The following is a 15585-nucleotide window of genomic DNA, read 5'->3' as shown; positions in this document are numbered from 1 at the left end:
AAACCCCTTGCCCCCTGCCGCGCAGCGGACGATATTTCCGGCCGAACATATCGATCCGAGGCCCCATGCGCATCCCTGCCCTGATCCTGGCGACCCTCCTGCCCGTCTTCCCCCTCCAGGCGGGGGAGGTGAGCGTCTTTGCCGCCGCCTCGACCCGGACGGCGCTGGACCGGATCGCGGCAGAGTTCTCGGCCCGGACCGGGCACAGCGTCACGCCGGTCTATGCGGGGTCGAACCTGCTGGCGCGGCAGATCATCGAAGGCGCCCCGGCCGACATCTTCCTGTCGGCCGCCCCGGAGTGGATGGCCGAGGTCGAGCGGCAGGGCCTGGTGCAGCCCGGCACGCGCCGCGACCTGCTGGGCAACCGGCTGGTTCTGGTTTCGGCCGATCCAGATGCGCCAGAGGTGGTCATCGACGAGGAACTGGACCTTTCCGGCCTGCTGGGGGATGGCCGCCTGGCGATGGGCCTGGTGGATGCGGTTCCGGCGGGGCAATACGGCAAGGCGGCGCTGACCAGTCTTGGCCTGTGGGAGGGGGTGGCCGACAGGGTGGCGCAGGCCGACAATGTGCGGGCCGCGCTGGCGCTGGTCGCCCTGGGCGAGGCGCCGCTTGGCATCGTCTATGCCAGCGACGCGGCGGCCGAACCCGCGGTCCGCATCATCGGGCAGTTCCCGGCCGACAGCCACCCGCCGATCACCTATCCCGTGGCCCTGCTGACCGGGGCCGGCGACGCGGCCGACCGGGATTTCCTGGCGGCGCTGTCCTCTCCCGAGGCCCAGGCCGCGTTCCGGGACGAAGGCTTCAGCCTTGCCCCCTGACTGGCTGACCCCCGGCGAATGGCAGGCGGTGGCCCTCAGCCTGCGGGTGTCCTTCTGGGCGATGCTCTGCAGCCTGCCCCTGGGGATCCTGGTGGCGCATGCCCTGGCGCGCTGGCGGTTTCCGGGGCGGCAGCTGCTGAACATGCTGGTCCACCTGCCGCTGATCCTGCCGCCGGTCGTCACCGGCTATCTGCTGCTGCTGACCTTCGGGCGGCGCGGCGCGGTGGGGCAATGGCTGGACCAGTGGTTCGGCATCGTGCTGGCCTTTCGCTGGACCGGGGCGGCGCTGGCCGCCGCCGTCATGGCCTTTCCGCTGATGGTCCGCGCCATCCGCCTGTCGATCGAGGCGGTGGACCCGCGCCTGGAACAGGCCGCCGCCACTCTGGGCGCACCGCGGCCCTGGGTCTTCCTGACCGTCACCCTGCCCCTGATCGCGCCCGGCATCCTGGCCGGCGCCATCCTGGCCTTTGCCAAGGCCATGGGCGAATTCGGCGCCACCATCACCTTCGTGTCGAACATCCCCGGCCAGACCCAGACCCTGCCCTCGGCCATCTACAGCCAGTTGCAGATCCCGGGCGGCGAGGCGCAGGCCGGGCGGCTGGTCCTGGTGGCGATCGCGGTGTCGATGGGCGCGCTGCTGGCCTCGGAATGGGTCAGCCGGGCCGTGGCGCGGCGGGTGGCGGGATGAGCCTGTCGGTCCGCCTGACCCACGGCCTGGGCGCCTTTGTTCTGGATGCGGCCTTTGATGCGCCGGACGGCGTGACGGCGCTGCATGGCCCGTCGGGGGCGGGCAAGACGACGCTGGTCAATGCGGTGGCCGGGCTGCTGCGCCCCGATGCGGGGCGGATCGCAGTGGGCGGCACGGTCCTGCTGGACAGGCAGCGGGGGATCGACCTGCCCGCCCATCGCCGGGGCGTCGGCTATGTCTTTCAGGACGCGCGGCTGTTTCCGCATCTGAGCGTGCGGCAGAACCTGCTGTTCGGGCGGTGGTTCGCGGCGCGCACCAACCGGGGCGGCGGACCCGACCTGCCCGCCATTACCGAGCTGCTGGGCATCGGCGGGCTGCTGCATCGCCGGCCCGCGGCGCTGTCGGGCGGCGAGGCGCAGCGCGTGGCCCTGGGGCGCGCGCTGCTGGCCCGGCCGCGCCTGCTGCTGCTGGACGAGCCGCTGGCGGCGCTGGACGATGCCCGCAAGGCCGAGATCCTGCCCTATCTGGAGCGTCTGCGCGACATCGAGGGATTGCCGATCCTCTATGTCAGCCATTCTGCGCCCGAGATCCGGCGCATGGCCACCACCGTGATCCGGCTGGAGCGCGGCCGCGTCACCGGGCAGGGCACGCCCGCGCAGATGCTGCCCGATCCTGCCGCCGCGCCGGGGGTCGAATGGGAGGTGACCCTGCGCCACAGCTGCGACGGCATCGCGGTGCTGGACAGCCCCGCCGGGCCGCTGTGGATCGCGGGGCCGGTCGGTCGGGGCCCGCTGCGGCTGCGCATCCGGGCCGACCAGGTGCTGATCGCGCGCCAGCCGCCGCAGGGCCTGATGGTGCGCAACATCCTGGAAGCGCGGGTCATCGGGGCGCTGCCCGGCGATGCGGGCCTGCTGCGCCTGCAGACGGGGGGCGGGATGCTGCTGGCGCGCCTGCCCGATCCGGGCGACGCGCCGCCCGAGGGTTCGCTGGTTCATGCCATCCTGACGGGCGAGCCGGAGGCCGCCAGGTGATCCCTCACGCCTCGCGCCGATAGCCCCCGGAGGCGGCGATCAGGTGGCGCGTGTAATCGGCGCGACCCGCGCCGCGACGCAGATCCCCGACCTCCATCACCTCGACAATGCGACCCTGCTGCATGACGGCCAGGCGGTCGCACATGTGGCCCACCACCGCCAGGTCATGGCTGACCATCAGGTAGGTCAGCCCGTGTTCGGCCCGCAGGTCGGCCAGCAGGTTCAGGATCTCGGCCTGGACGCTGACATCCAGCGCACTGGTCGGCTCGTCCAACAGCAGGACGCGCGGCTCGGCCGCCAGCGCCCGGGCGATGGCCACGCGCTGGCGCTGGCCGCCCGACAGCTGGTGCGGATAGCGGAAGCGGAACCCCTGCCCCAGACCCACGTCGTCCAGCAGCCGGACAATGCGCTGGTCGATCCGGTCCATCCCCTGCAGGCGCAGCGTCTCGGCCAGGACGGCATCGACCGAATGGCGCGGATGCAAGCTGGCATAGGGGTCCTGAAAGACCATCTGCACGGTCTTGAAGAACGCCCTGTCGCGGCGGTCGCGGTCCAGCACCCGGCCGTCGACCTCGATCCGGCCGGACCAGGTCGGGATCAGGCCCGCGATGGCGCGCAGGATGGTGGACTTGCCCGAACCGGATTCACCCACCAGGCCAAAGCTTTCGCCCTGCCGCACGGTGAAGGTCGCCTGCCTGACCGCATCGACGCGGTCGGGGACATGGCCGAACCAGACGTCCAGATCCCGGACCGTCAGCATCGGCCGCACCCGGCGCGGTGGGTATTTGAACAACGAAGAAGCCGCATGGTCACAGCCCTCCCGGCAGGTCGGTATCGGCGTGGGGGGCCAGCAGGTCGGCGTCGCGCCAGCTGTCCTGGCGCTGCAGGACCGGCAGGCGGTCCACCGGCGCATCAAGGCGCGGCAGGCTGTCCAGCAGTCCCCGCGTATAGGGGTGGCGGGCCTGGTGCAGGTCGCGCGCCGGCAGGGTTTCGACGATGCGGCCGGCATACATGATCAGCACCCGGTCGCAGAACTGCGCCACCAGGTTCAGGTCGTGGCTGATGAAGATCAGCCCCATGCCGCGATCCCGCACCAGCAGGTCCATGATGTTCAAAACCTCGGTCCGGACCGAGACGTCCAGCGCGCTGGTCGGTTCGTCGGCGATCAGGATCTGCGGGTCGGGGGCCAGCATCATGGCGATCATGATGCGCTGGCCCATGCCGCCCGACACCTCGTGCGGATAGGCGTTCATCACGCGTTCGGGGTCGCGGATCTGCACCGCCTCCAGCATCTCCAGCGCCTTCTGGCGGGCTTGGTCGCGGGGGGCGCTGGCATGGAGGCGATAGGCCTCGATGATCTGCTGGCCGACGGTCATGACCGGGTTCAGGCTGAACTTGGGGTCCTGCATGACCATGCTGATGCGGCCGCCGCGGATCTTGCGCATCTGCCGGTCGGGCAGGTTCAGGATCGACTGTCCCTGCAACGTCAGGGAACGGGCCTGCACCTGGCCGGGCGGGCGGACGAGGCCCAGAATCGCGCGGCCGGTCATCGACTTGCCGCTGCCCGATTCCCCCACCACCCCAAGGCGTTCGCGGCCCAGGTCGAAGCTGATGCCGCGCACCGCCTGAAAGCTGCCCTGGCGGGTCGGAAAGGTCACGCTGAGGTCGCGGACCGACAAGAGGGGTTCGGTCATGACTTGTCCCCCTTGGGGTCGAGGACGTCGCGCAGCCCGTCGCCCAGCAGGTTGAAGGCCATCGAGACCGTGAAGATCGCCAGCCCCGGCATCGCGGCCACCCACCAGAAATCAAGGATATAGGCCCGCCCGTCCGAGATCATTGCCCCCCATTCCGGCATCGGCGGCTGCGCGCCCAGGCCCAGGAAGCCAAGGCCCGCCGCCGACAGGATGATCCCCGCCATGTCCAGCGCCACCCGCACGATCAGCGAACTGATGCAGAGCGGCCAGATGTGGCGGACCAGCAGGCGCAGCCGCCCCGCCCCCTGCAGCCGCGCGGCGGCGATGAAGTCGGCGTTGCGGATGGTCAGCGTCTCGGCCCGCGCGAGGCGCGCATAGGGGGGCCAAGCGGTCAGGGCCAGCGCCAGGACCGCGTTGCCGATGCTGGGGCCCAGGGCCGCCACGAAGGCCAGCGCCAGGATCAGCTTGGGGAAAGCCAGGAAGATGTCGGTGATGCGCATCAGCACCTGGTCGACCCAGCCGCCCGCAAAGCCCGCGACCGTGCCGATGAAGAGGCCGATCACCGGCGCGATCAGCGCCACGGTGCCGACGATGAACAGCGTGATCCGCGATCCGTGGATCAGCCGCGACAGGATGTCCCGGCCAAGCGCGTCCGTTCCCAGCCAATGCGCGACCGAGGGCGGTTGCAGCCGGTTCCCCAGGTTCTGGGCATAGGGGCTTTGCGGCGCGATCCAAGGCGCCAGGATCGCCATGCCGATCAGCAGGACCAGGATAACCAGCCCTAGCATGGCCAGCCGGTTGGCGCGGAAGGTCAGCCAGCCCTGATAGAGGGCCCCCAACCGCGCCTGGCGACGGGTCCGGGGCGCATCCGACAAGAGCCAGTCGCGGCGGCTCTCCGGGGGGCGGGAGACGGCGCTCATTTCGACCTCGGGTCAAGGACGCGATAGAGGATATCGCTGAACAGGTTCAGCACCACGAAGCAGACGCCGATGACGACGGTGCCGCCCAGGACGGCGTTCATGTCGCCGGACAGAAGCGCGCGGGTGATGTAGCTGCCGAGGCCCGGCCAGCTGAAGATGATCTCGGTCAGGACGGACCCTTCCAGAAGCGAGCCGAAGGACAGCGCGATGACGGTTACCAGCGGAATGGCGATGTTGCGAAAGGCGTGGCGCCAGATGACAGCGCCTTCGGACATGCCCTTGACGCGGGCGGTGATGACATATTCGGCCGACAGCTGCTCCAGCATGAAGCTGCGGGTCATGCGGCTGATATAGGCCAGCGAATAATAGCCCAGCAGGCTGGCCGGCAGGATGATGTGCGAAAACGCGTCGCGGAAGGCCGCCCAGTCGCGCGCCAGCAGGCTGTCGACCAGGATCATGCCGGTGACGTCGGGGACCATGCCGTCATAGATGATCCCCTGCCGCCCCGGCCCGCCGACCCAGCCCAGCATGCCGTAGAAGACCAGAAGCCCCATCAGCCCCAGCCAGAAGATCGGCATCGAATAGCCGACCAGCGCCACGACCCGCGCAACCTGGTCGATGATCCCGCCGCGCCGGGCGGCCGCGATGACGCCAAGCGGCACCCCGATCAGGACGCCGATCAGCGTGCCCAGGGTGGCCAGCTCGACCGTGGCGGGAAAGACGCGGGCGATGTCCTGCGCCACCGGCTGCCCGGTGGAGATGGATCGCCCGAAGTCGCCCGTCAGCACATCGCCGATATAAGTGAGGAACTGCACGACCAGCGGCTTGTCCAGCCCCATGGCCACATAGGCGGCGTCATACTGGGCCTGCGTCGCGCGGTCGCCCACGACCTTCAGCACCGGGTCGATGGGCATGACGCGGCCGATGATGAAGGTGACCAGCAACAGGCCCACCAGCGTCAGCGCCAGCGACAGCAGCGTGCCCGCGATGCTGCGGGCGCGACGGCGGCGGAGCGCGCGGCGGCCGGTCGGGTCGGGATCGGGCCGGTTCGCGCCGGAGGATGTTCCCCCGGCGCCGGTGGTGTCGGTCGCGGACAAGGCCCTATTCGCCCTTCGTCACCTGGCGGTAGATGACCGAGGTGACGGCGCCGCCGCTCCACCAATCCTGGACATTGTCGCGCATGCCCACCTGCTCGATGCGCTGGAACAGCGGGACGATCGGCGCCTCGGCCTGGTACTGGCGCTGGATGTCCTTGTACATCTGGGCGCGTTTTTCGGTGTCCTGCTCAAGCGTGGCAGCGACGGTGGCCTCGTTCATCTCCTCGGGCACCGCATAGGCGTTGCGCCAGGCCAGAAGGCCCACGGCATTCGCTTCGTCGCTGTTGTCGGGGTTGTAGGCGAAGGTCGCGGCATTTGTGTTCGGGTCGGAATAGTCCGGTCCCCACTCGCCCAGGAAGATCGGCACCTCACGCGCGCGATAGGCGTCCAGAACCTGCGCGCCGGTCATCTGCTCGATGTTCAGCGTCAGGCCGACCTGGGCCATGCTGGCCTGCAGGGCCTGGGCCACGTCCACATATTCGCGCAGGTCGCGCACGCGGGTGGTGATGGTGCCGCCCTCGATCCCCGCATCGGTCAGGATCTGGCGGGCCTTTTCGACGTCATAGGTCCAGGCCTGGTCTTCCAGCACGCCCAGGTAGCCAAGCGGCAGGAAGCTTTGATGGGTGACGAACTGGCCCTTCAGAAAGCTGCCGGTGATGCCCTCGTAATCGACCAGGTGCTTCATGGCCTCGATCACGGCGGGGTTCGACAGCAGCTCGTCCTTCTGGTTGAGACCCATATAGAGGATGCGGCCGCGCGGCTCGTCCTCGATCGTGACGCCCTCCGCGGCCGAGATCGAGTCCACATCCGTGGGCGTCAGGTTGCGCGCCACGTCGATGTCGCCCTGTTCCAGCAGCAGACGCTGCGCGCTGGATTCGGCCACGTTGCGCACGATCACCCGCTTCATCGCGGGCGCGCCCTGCCAGTACTCCTCGAAGGCGGTCAGCTGCACCTGCTCGTTCGGGCGCCAGGCGGCCAGGACATAGGCGCCCGAGCCGGCCTCGTTGGTGTTCAGCCAGCCATTGCCCAGGTCACCGTCCTGCTCCTGCGCCATGACGGTTTCCTTGTCGACGACGCTGGCGATGTTCGCGGTCAGGCAGTTCAGGACAAAGGAGGGCGCATAGGGCTTGTCCAGCTTCAGCGTCAGGGTGTTACCTTCGGCGGTGATCATCTCCTCGACATTGTCGGGGGTAAAGCCGAACTGCGTCAGGATGAAGGCCGGCGTCTTGTCCAGCTTGACCGCGCGCTGCAGCGACCAGGCGGCATCCTCGGCCCGGACCGGATTGCCGGAATGGAAGGTCACGCCCTCGCGCAGGGTAAAGGTGATCGAGGTTCCGTCCTCGGACACTTCCCAGCTTTCCGCCAGGCTGGGCTGGAATCCCGCCTCGGGGTTCAGGGGGTCGAAATCGACCAGACGGTCATAGGTGTTGTTGTTCACGTCATTGCCCGCGAACTCGAAGCTCTGCGCCGGGTCCAGGCTGATGATGTCGTCGATCGTATGCGCCACGACCAGAGTGTCGGCGGGGGTCTCGGCCCAGGCCGCGGGCGCAAGCCCCAGGGCCGAGGCCAGAAGAAGGGCACGGGTCGTCAAACGGATGGTCATCTGGAGGCTCCCTGAATGGATATGTGTCTCCGTCTTCTGGCGGAGTTGCATGCCATGCAGGTTGACCCAAGCCCATCGGCCTTGCAAGGCCCGTGAGGGCGGCATCGGGACCGAACGCAAAAGGCGCGGCAAGGGCCGCGCGGTTCAGCAGGTCATGTCAGAAGGAAGAAGTGGCAGCCCGTAGGGGAGTCGAACCCCTCTTTTCAGGTTGAAAACCTGACGTCCTAACCGATAGACGAACGGGCCACTTTCTGTCGCTGCCAGTCTTCCCGGCGGCGTGAGGCGGTGTTTAGGCAAAGCCGCCGAAACGCGCAAGCGGAAAAATTCGCCTCCGCGCAAAAATTTTGAAATCGCCCCTCATCCCCCAAGAAAGCCTGCAAAAATAAGCCACAACGGCAGGCTGGCCGCGGTCAGCACCGTCTGCCAGGTAAAGATGGCGGCGTAGAAATCTGCGTCGCCGCCCATCTGGCGTGCCAGGATATAGCCGACCGGCGCCCCCGGTGCGGCCGTGGCCAGAACACCCGACGCCAGCTGCCCCGGCGGCAGGCCCAGAACCAGCGCGGCCCCCAGAAAGATTACCGGGCAGAGCGCGAGGCGCAGCCCCACGCCCAGCCACATGGCCGGATCGGTGCGCAGCAGGCGACGCGGCTCGATCCCCGCACCCACGGACAAGAGGCCCACCGCCAGCGCCCCCTGCCCCAGCCAGTCCAGCGGCGCCATCACCCCGGCGGGAAGCGCGGCGCCCGACAGGTTCAGGACCAGACCCGCGATGCAGCCCAGCACCATCGGGTTGCGCGACACCTCGGCCGCGATGCGGCGGCTGGCCCGGGTGCCGGCCGGCGCCGTGTCGGCCGCGGGCAACAGGGTCAGGGCGATGATCGCGGCGATGTTGAAGGCGGGAATCAGGAAGGCGAATGCCACCGCCAGATCGCCAAGCGCACCGGGATGCAGCGCCTGCGCCGCCACCGCCAGGATCAGCAGCGAATTGAACCGCAGCGCGGCCTGGAACAGCGAACTGCTCTGCGGCCCGTCCAGCCGCAGCGGGCGCCGCAGCAGCAGCGCCAGCGCGCCCGTCGCGGCAAAGGCCAAGGCCAGCGCCGCCAGATAGGGACCAAGCCGGCCCACCGACAGTTCGGACCGGTAGATCGAGGTCAGCAGGATCGCCGGGAACAGCACCCGGTAGCCCAGCTGCTCGATCCCCGGCCAGCTGGCGGGGGCGATCACGCCGCTGCGGCGGGCTAGGTGACCCAGCAGGACCAGCGCGATGACGGGCAGGATGGACAGGGCGGGCTGCATGGCGCCTCCTTGTGGTCGTGCGGCTTGCGGCCTTTCGCGCGGGGTTGTAGACCCGCGCCGAACGAAAGGAAACGTCATGTCGATCACCGAGGACGAGGCCCGCAAGGTCGCGCATCTGGCGCGTATCGCGGTCGAGGACGCCGGGCTGCCCGCGCTGGCACGCGAGCTGAACGGCATCCTGCATTTCATGGAACAGCTGAACGAAGTGGATGTCGAGGGCGTGGAGCCGATGACCGGCGTGACCCCCCTGCGACTGAAGCGGCGCGAGGATGTCGTGACGACGGGCGGGATGGCCGACAAGATCCTGTCGAACGCGCCCGACGCGCGCGAGGGCTTTTTCGCCGTGCCGAAGGTGATGGAATGAGCGATCTGAACCGACTGACGATCTCCGAGGCGCGCGATGCCCTGGCCAAGGGCGAGGTGACCGCGGTGGAGCTGACCGAGGCCTGCCTGACCGCCATCGAGGGCGCCGGCGCGCTGAACGCCTTTGTGCACCGCACCCCCGACCTGGCGCATGAGATGGCCGTGGCCGCCGATGAGCGCATCCGCCAGGGCCGCGCCGCGCCGATGACCGGCATTCCGGTGGGCATCAAGGACGTCTTCTGCGTCAAGGGCGTCCCCGCCCAGGCCGGCAGCCGCATCCTGCAGGGCTTTCGCCCGGAATACGAATCCACCGTGACGCAGAACCTGTGGAACGCGGGCGCGGTGATGCTGGGCAAGCTGAACCAGGACGAGTTCGCGATGGGCTCGACCAACGAATCCAGCTGCTACGGCCCCGCCGTGAACCCCTGGAAGGCCGAGGATGGCCGCGCGCTGACGCCGGGCGGCAGCTCGGGCGGCTCGGCGGCTGCGGTGGCGGCGGACCTGTGCCTGGCGGCGACCGGGACCGATACCGGCGGATCGATCCGCCAGCCCGCGGCCTTCACCGGCACGGTGGGGCTGAAGCCCACCTATGGCCGTGTCAGCCGGTGGGGCGTCATCGCCTATGCCTCCAGCCTGGATCAGGCGGGCCCGATGACCAAGACCGTGCGCGACGCGGCGATCATGCTGGGCGCGATGGCATCGGCCGATCCGCAGGACAGCACCTGCGCCGACCTGCCGGTGCCCGATTTCGAGGCCGCGCTGACCGGCGACATCCGCGGCAAGCGCATCGGCCTGCCCCGCGAATATCGCGTGGACGGCATGCCCGCCGACATCGACGCGCTGTGGAGCGAAGGCGCGCAGATGCTGCGCGATGCCGGCGCCGAGGTGGTCGAGATCAGCCTGCCGCACACGAAATACGCCCTGCCCGCCTATTACGTCATCGCGCCGGCCGAGGCCTCGTCGAACCTGGCGCGCTATGACGGCGTCCGCTATGGCCACCGCGCCAGGCTGGGCCAGGGCGACGGCATCACCGACATGTACGAAAAGACCCGCGCCGAAGGCTTCGGCCCCGAGGTCCAGCGCCGGGTGATGATCGGCACCTATGTGCTGTCGGCGGGCTTCTACGACGCCTATTACAACCGCGCCCGCAAGGTCCGCGCGCTGATCAAGCGCGACTTCGACCAGGCCTTTGCCAACGGGATCGACGCGATCCTGGCGCCCGCGACACCTTCGGCGGCCTTCCCGCTGGGTTCGGTCGACAAGGGTGACCCGGTGCAGATGTATCTCAACGACGTCTTCACGGTGACGCTGAACCTGGCGGGCCTGCCCGGCATCGCGGTCCCGGTGGGACAGGATGCGCGGGGCCTGCCGCTTGGCCTGCAGCTGATCGGCCGCCCCTTCGAGGAGGCCGAGCTGCTGAACCAGGCGCTGGTGCTGGAACAGGCGGCGGGATTTGTGGCCAAGCCGGATCGCTGGTGGTAACGTCTGCAAAACGGCAATGACGGAGACAGGGATGCGCGGCTTGGTGATCTTGACGGCGCTGGCCGTCGCCGGATGCGGTGAACATCGCGGCCTGAACCCGAACTATCAGTTCGGGTCGGACCGCTATGGCCAGTACCTGACCGTCCGCGAGGCCGCGCTGATCACCGGCGCCGAACCCGTGCAGGTGATCCCGGTCGCCCGGCCCTTCTACGCGCCGACCGCGGCCGAGATCGCGGGCCAGGACCCGGTCCTGCCGTCGCCGACCATGGGCATCCGCCGGGTCGTCGTCGTCGCGGATCCGGTCGTCCCCGCCGCCGCCCCGGTCCCGGTCGCCGTCGTCACCACGCCCTGAGGGCCATGTCCCATCCCAGCCCGAACCACGGCGACCGCCGCGGGCAGCGTCCCGAACTGGTGGTCATCCACTACACCGGCATGGCGGATGCCGCATCGGCGCTGGCACGTCTGTGCGACCCCGTGGCCGAGGTCAGCGCGCATTGGCTGATTGAGGATTGCGGCCGCACCCATGCATTGGTCTGCGAGACCCGGCGCGCCTGGCATGCCGGCGCGGGCCAGTGGCAGGGCCGCTGCGACATCAACAGCCGCAGCATCGGGATCGAGCTTGCCAATCCCGGCGACCGGCCCTTTGCCGCGCCGCAGATGGCGGCGTTGCGCGACCTGCTGCGTGGGATCATGTCCCGCTGGCAGATCGGGCCCGACGCCATCATCGCCCATTCCGATATGGCCCCCGGTCGCAAGATCGACCCCGGCCCGCGCTTCGACTGGGAGGCGCTGGCGCGCGAGGGGCTGGCGATCTTTCAGCGGGCATCGGGCGCGGACCCGGACCTGCCGCTTGGTCCCAGCCTCGACCGGATCGGCTATCCGGACTGCGATCCTGCGACCCGGCTGGCCGCCTTCCGCCTGCGGCACCGTCCTTGGGGAACCGGCCCCGAGGTCCCTGCCGACCGTCGGACGGCGGCGCGGCTGGCGGCGGCGATGGCCCCCGTGCACGGCCACCCTTGACGGCGAAGCGCCTGCCCGCCATACCGCCCCTCGCGCGGAGGGCTGGATGACCGCGGTGCCTGCAAGGGCGTCGAGGAAAGTCCGGACTCCATGAGGCAACGGTGCCGGGTAACGCCCGGCGGGGGCGACCCCAGGGAAAGCGCCACAGAGAACAGACCGCCTGTGTCCGCACAGGCAAGGGTGAAACGGTGGGGTAAGAGCCCACCGGGGGGCTGGCAACAGCGCCCGCATGGCAAGCCCCACCGGGAGCAATGCCGAATAGGGATCGCGCGCGGGGGCAACCCCGCAGGGCCGCCTTGCCCCAGCAGATCCGGGTAGGCAGCTAGATCCGGCCGGTAACGGCCGGACCAGAGGAATGGTCATCCAGCCGCGCAAGCGGTGGACAAAATCCGGCTTACAGGCCCTCCGCGCAACCTCGCCCCTGACGGCCCGCGGCCGGCGTCAGGTCTTTTTCCTGTCGCCGCTTTTAGCGCGCGCCTCGGTGGCGCTGGCGATGGCATTGGCGGCCTCGCCCTGCATCTTCTGCGCGAAGGCGACCATCTGCGCAGCATAGGCCTCGGACCAGTCGGCAAAGCCCTTGCCCTCGGTCCCGCCGGTCATCTTGCTGGCATTGGCGCGCATCTCCTCGCCCTGCTGGCGCAGCTTCTCGAACTGGGTCTCCCAGGTGGTCTGCATCTGCTGCCATTGGTTGCGCACCTGTTCGCTAGCGCCTTCCATATAGGTGCGCAGCTGGCGGTTGACCTCCTCCTGGCGCTGGACGGTGCTTTCCTGCCACTTGCGGGCCTGTTCCATCGCGTCTTCGCTGTTCTTGGACATCTCGGCCTGCCAGGCGCCCATTCGCTCTTCGAAGATGCGGGCGTTCTCGGCCAGTGTTGCAAGCATGTCGGACATTTTCATGGCAGCTGTTCCTCCGGGATAGCGGGGGCCATGAAAAACCCCCCGGATGCAAGCCTGCGTCCGGGGGGTGCGTTTGTCAAATGGCGATCGGCGGACCCTCAGCCGTCGGTCTGGACCGGGCTGTCGGCGGGCAGGCCCTGCTGCCGCTCGATCTCGCGCCAGCGTGCGACGGCGGCGTTATGCTCGTCCAGCGTGCGCGAGAAGGTATGCCCGCCCGAGCCGTCCGCCACGAAATACAGGTAATCCGTCTCATCCGGGTTCAGCGCCGCGCGGATCGCGGCACGTCCCGGATTGGCGATGGGCGTGGGCGGCAGCCCGTCGATCCGATAGGTGTTGTAGGGCGTCGTGGCGTCCAGTTCCGACCGGCGCAACCCGCGGTCCAGCACACCTTGCCCGTTCGTGACGCCATAGATCACCGTCGGGTCCGTCTGCAGGCGCATCCCCTGGCGCAGGCGGTTCACGAAGACGCTGGCCACCTGCGGACGCTCGGCGGCGACGCCGGTCTCCTTTTCGACGATCGAGGCCATGACCAGCGCCTCCTCGGGCGTGTCATAGGGCATGCCAAAGGGGCGCGCCTCCCATTCGGCGGCCAGGATAGCGGCCTGGCGCTGTGCCATCTGGGCCAGGATCGCGTTGCGGTCACCACCCTTCTCCAGCAGGTAGGTGTCGGGGGCCAGGCTGCCCTCGGCCGGGATCTCGGCCACCTCGCCGGTCAGGAAGCTGGCGGCCTTCAGCGCCTCGACCACCTGCCAGCTGGTGACGCCCTCGGCCATGACCAGCGACAGGCGGATGTCGGCCTGGTCCTGCGCGGTGGCAAGGGCCTGGGGCGCGTCCTCGGTGGCCGGGTTGAAGCGGGCCATTTCCTCATAGGCGCCGGTTTCCGGATTCATGTCGCGCAGCAGGATCGCGTTTTCCCGCACGCCCACGCGCACCACGACCTCGGTCCCGCAGGTCGAGGGGCCGCCGGCGGTCACGACATCGACGATCTGTTCCATGCTGGCGCCGGGCTGCACAAGGAAGCTGCCGAATTTCAGGTCGCGCGACTTGCCCATGTAATCGGCGCCCGCGCGAAAGATGTAGGCGTTCGAGATCGCCCCCTGGTCGGCCAGCCGGTTGCTGACCGCGTTCAGGCTGGCGCCGGGGGCGATCTGGACGCATTGGGCAACCGCGCTCGGTCCCGGACCGCTGAACTCGCGCTTGGCCCAGGCCACCGCCGCAGCGGCGGCGATCAGCAGCACGATCGCCAGCGTCAGGAAGTTCGAGGCGAGGTTGCGCCAGATCATTCGAGGACCTTCCCCAGGACCAGGCTGGCATTGGTGCCGCCAAAGCCGAAGCTGTTGGACAGGACCACCTCCACCTTGCGGCGCACCGCGGCATTGGCCGCCAGGTCCAGTTTCGGCGTCACCGCCGGGTTGTCCAGGTTGATCGTCGGCGGGCAGATCTGGTCGCGGATCGCCAGCACGCAGAAGATCGCCTCGACTGCGCCGGCGGCGCCCAGAAGGTGCCCGATAGAGGACTTGGTCGAGGACATGACCGTGTCCGCCGCATGATCGCCCAGCAGGCGTTCCACCGCCCCCAGTTCAATCGTGTCGGCCATGGTCGAGGTGCCATGCGCGTTGATATAGTCGATCCGGTCCGGCGTCAGGTTCGCGCTGCGCAGCGCGGCCTCCATCGCACGGTACCCGCCATCGCCATCTTCGGAGGGCGCGGTGATGTGATAGGCGTCGCCCGACATGCCATAGCCCAGCACTTCGGCGTAGATCCTGGCGCCGCGCGCCTTGGCGTGTTCGTATTCCTCCAGCACGACGATGCCCGCGCCCTCGCCCATCACGAAGCCGTCGCGGTCGACGTCATAGGGGCGGCTGGCGCCCTGCGGATCCTCCGCACGCTTGGTCGACAGGGCCTTGCAGGCGTTGAAGCCCGCGATGCCGATCTCGCTGATCGGGCTTTCCGCGCCGCCGGCGATCATCACGTCGGCATCGCCATATCGGATCATCCGCGCCGCGTCGCCGATCGCGTGGGCGCCGGTCGAACAGGCGGTGACGACCGCGTGGTTCGGCCCCTTGAAGCCATAGCGGATCGACACCTGGCCCGAGATCAGGTTGATCAGCGCGCCGGGAATGAAGAAGGGCGAAACGCGCTTGGGCCCGCGTTCCTTGATCAGCACCGCGGTTTCCGCGATCGAGGTCAGCCCGCCGATGCCCGACCCGATCATCACGCCGGTGCGCAGCCGGCCTTCCTCGTCCTCGGGCTGCCAGCCGGCGTCCAGAACCGCCTGATGGGCCGCGGCCATGCCATACAGGATGAAATCGTCGACCTTGCGGCGGTCCTTGGGCTCCATCCAGTCGTCGGGGTTGAAGGTGCCGTCGCTGCCGTCGCCGAAGGGAACCTCGCAGGCGTATTTCGTCACCACGTCCGAGGCGTCAAAGCGTGTGATCGGGCCCGCGCCCGACCGGCCTTCCAGCAGACGCTCCCATGTCGGCTCGACGCCCGAGGCCAGCGGCGTGACCATCCCCAGTCCGGTGACAACAACCCTGCGCATCGGCATTTCCTTTAGCTGCTCATGTTTTTCCGATCTGATACACGCGCACCGCCCACCGCGCAACGCCACGAAGCCGCGATCACGGCCTGCCCCGCGACAAGCCGCTGTTGATGCCTGTGATCAGGTGAGGCTGC

General features: G+C 69.0%; 16 protein-coding genes, 1 tRNA gene and 1 other RNA gene. 8 read left to right on the top strand and 10 right to left on the bottom strand.

Annotated features, from left to right (window positions below; translation table 11 throughout):
• Positions 1 to 65: 65 nt before the first annotated feature.
• The 3 genes from modA to modC are packed head-to-tail and all read left to right on the top strand — an operon-like array spanning position 66 to position 2537.
• Positions 66 to 818: a molybdate ABC transporter substrate-binding protein gene (gene modA, locus ACZ2G3_RS06580; RefSeq protein WP_470398500.1), complete on the top strand. Its 753-nt coding sequence runs from the start codon at positions 66 to 68 to the stop codon at positions 816 to 818.
• Positions 808 to 1506 (top strand): molybdate ABC transporter permease subunit, encoded by a 699-nt coding sequence (gene modB / locus ACZ2G3_RS06575; RefSeq protein WP_470398498.1) that lies wholly within the window; start codon positions 808 to 810, stop codon positions 1504 to 1506. Before modA ends, modB begins: the two co-directional genes overlap by 11 nt.
• Positions 1467 to 2537 (top strand): molybdenum ABC transporter ATP-binding protein, encoded by a 1071-nt coding sequence (gene modC / locus ACZ2G3_RS06570; RefSeq protein WP_470398496.1) that lies wholly within the window; start codon positions 1467 to 1469, stop codon positions 2535 to 2537. Before modB ends, modC begins: the two co-directional genes overlap by 40 nt.
• Before the next feature lie 4 nt (positions 2538 to 2541).
• On the opposite strand, the gene ACZ2G3_RS06565 is transcribed toward modC, so the two are convergent.
• The 7 genes from ACZ2G3_RS06565 to ACZ2G3_RS06535 all read right to left on the bottom strand — a co-directional run bounded on the left by ACZ2G3_RS06565 (position 2542) and on the right by ACZ2G3_RS06535 (position 9147).
• Positions 2542 to 3297: an ABC transporter ATP-binding protein gene (locus ACZ2G3_RS06565; RefSeq protein WP_470398495.1), complete on the bottom strand. Its 756-nt coding sequence runs from the start codon at positions 3295 to 3297 to the stop codon at positions 2542 to 2544.
• A 49-nt stretch (positions 3298 to 3346) separates the two neighbouring features.
• On the bottom strand, positions 3347 to 4231 hold the full coding sequence (locus ACZ2G3_RS06560) for an ABC transporter ATP-binding protein (RefSeq protein WP_470398493.1): 885 nt from the start codon (positions 4229 to 4231) through the stop codon (positions 3347 to 3349).
• Entirely contained in the window at positions 4228 to 5151 is a 924-nt protein-coding gene (gene nikC, locus ACZ2G3_RS06555; RefSeq protein WP_470398492.1) for a nickel transporter permease, read from the bottom strand. Before nikC ends, ACZ2G3_RS06560 begins: the two co-directional genes overlap by 4 nt.
• Positions 5148 to 6140 (bottom strand): ABC transporter permease, encoded by a 993-nt coding sequence (locus ACZ2G3_RS06550; protein ID WP_470399071.1) that lies wholly within the window; start codon positions 6138 to 6140, stop codon positions 5148 to 5150. Before ACZ2G3_RS06550 ends, nikC begins: the two co-directional genes overlap by 4 nt.
• A 112-nt stretch (positions 6141 to 6252) precedes the next feature.
• On the bottom strand, positions 6253 to 7851 hold the full coding sequence (locus tag ACZ2G3_RS06545; protein WP_470398491.1) for an ABC transporter substrate-binding protein: 1599 nt from the start codon (positions 7849 to 7851) through the stop codon (positions 6253 to 6255).
• A gap of 171 nt (positions 7852 to 8022) precedes the next feature.
• A tRNA-Glu gene (locus ACZ2G3_RS06540) sits at positions 8023 to 8097 on the bottom strand.
• A gap of 111 nt (positions 8098 to 8208) precedes the next feature.
• Positions 8209 to 9147 (bottom strand): AEC family transporter, encoded by a 939-nt coding sequence (locus ACZ2G3_RS06535; RefSeq protein WP_470398489.1) that lies wholly within the window; start codon positions 9145 to 9147, stop codon positions 8209 to 8211.
• A gap of 76 nt (positions 9148 to 9223) precedes the next feature.
• Between ACZ2G3_RS06535 and gatC the strand changes: the two genes are divergently transcribed.
• The 5 genes from gatC to rnpB all read left to right on the top strand — a co-directional run bounded on the left by gatC (position 9224) and on the right by rnpB (position 12425).
• Complete coding sequence (gene gatC, locus ACZ2G3_RS06530; RefSeq protein WP_419267480.1) at positions 9224 to 9511, top strand: Asp-tRNA(Asn)/Glu-tRNA(Gln) amidotransferase subunit GatC; 288 nt, start codon at positions 9224 to 9226, stop codon at positions 9509 to 9511.
• Positions 9508 to 10992, top strand: coding sequence for an Asp-tRNA(Asn)/Glu-tRNA(Gln) amidotransferase subunit GatA (gene gatA / locus ACZ2G3_RS06525; protein WP_470398487.1), 1485 nt, complete (start codon positions 9508 to 9510; stop codon positions 10990 to 10992). Before gatC ends, gatA begins: the two co-directional genes overlap by 4 nt.
• Before the next feature lie 31 nt (positions 10993 to 11023).
• Positions 11024 to 11344, top strand: coding sequence for a hypothetical protein (locus tag ACZ2G3_RS06520; RefSeq protein ID WP_470398486.1), 321 nt, complete (start codon positions 11024 to 11026; stop codon positions 11342 to 11344).
• A 5-nt stretch (positions 11345 to 11349) separates the two neighbouring features.
• Positions 11350 to 12012: an N-acetylmuramoyl-L-alanine amidase gene (locus ACZ2G3_RS06515; RefSeq protein WP_470398485.1), complete on the top strand. Its 663-nt coding sequence runs from the start codon at positions 11350 to 11352 to the stop codon at positions 12010 to 12012.
• 34 nt (positions 12013 to 12046) lie between these two features.
• An RNA gene (gene rnpB, locus ACZ2G3_RS06510) (RNase P RNA component class A) lies at positions 12047 to 12425 on the top strand.
• A 28-nt stretch (positions 12426 to 12453) separates the two neighbouring features.
• Here the strand turns inward: rnpB and ACZ2G3_RS06505 are convergent.
• The 3 genes from ACZ2G3_RS06505 to fabF form a co-directional block, all read right to left on the bottom strand.
• Positions 12454 to 12909, bottom strand: coding sequence for a hypothetical protein (locus ACZ2G3_RS06505; RefSeq protein WP_419267476.1), 456 nt, complete (start codon positions 12907 to 12909; stop codon positions 12454 to 12456).
• Between the two features lie 98 nt (positions 12910 to 13007).
• Entirely contained in the window at positions 13008 to 14192 is a 1185-nt protein-coding gene (mltG, locus tag ACZ2G3_RS06500) for an endolytic transglycosylase MltG (protein WP_470398482.1), read from the bottom strand.
• Complete coding sequence (gene fabF, locus ACZ2G3_RS06495) at positions 14189 to 15451, bottom strand: beta-ketoacyl-ACP synthase II (RefSeq protein WP_470398480.1); 1263 nt, start codon at positions 15449 to 15451, stop codon at positions 14189 to 14191. The genes mltG and fabF overlap by 4 nt, the downstream gene beginning before the upstream one ends.
• Positions 15452 to 15585: the final 134 nt, after the last annotated feature.

Source organism: Paracoccus sp. KKT209, from assembly GCF_055635455.1.
This window is presented reverse-complemented; position numbering and strand designations above follow the sequence as displayed.